The organism is Pseudomonas sp. SIMBA_068, assembly GCF_046534705.1.
Lineage (GTDB): Bacteria > Pseudomonadota > Gammaproteobacteria > Pseudomonadales > Pseudomonadaceae > Aquipseudomonas > Aquipseudomonas putida.
Genome location: NZ_JAWRYI010000315.1, coordinates 1 through 288, shown reverse-complemented (window position 1 = coordinate 288; position 288 = coordinate 1). Strand labels below are relative to the sequence as shown.

The following is a 288-nucleotide window of genomic DNA, read 5'->3' as shown; positions in this document are numbered from 1 at the left end:
ATGTACCAATACCACCATTCCAGAGCAAATCAAACTCCATCATTAATGATGCTTTCATTAACTCGTTAGGTGTCATGCTTGCTTTTTTTGTACCCAGCATTTTTTTCATTTCTGGGCTAAGGGTAATCGATTTTGCAGCACGAGAGAAAATACCACCGCCGGCTGAAATAAGGTCTTTGTTGTAGTCTTCCCACGAAGAACGAGGCATATTAAATAAACGTTCACGCTCTACATACGATTTTGAGGCATCAGGATTAGGGTCTACAAATATATGCATATGGTTAAATG

The 288-nt window shown here is 39.2% G+C and carries 1 protein-coding gene; it reads right to left on the bottom strand.

Translation table 11 applies throughout. From position 1 onward, the window contains the following. A partial coding sequence (locus tag SB756_RS29335) for an NAD-glutamate dehydrogenase domain-containing protein (protein WP_410913061.1) occupies positions 1 to 288 on the bottom strand: 288 nt, incomplete at both ends.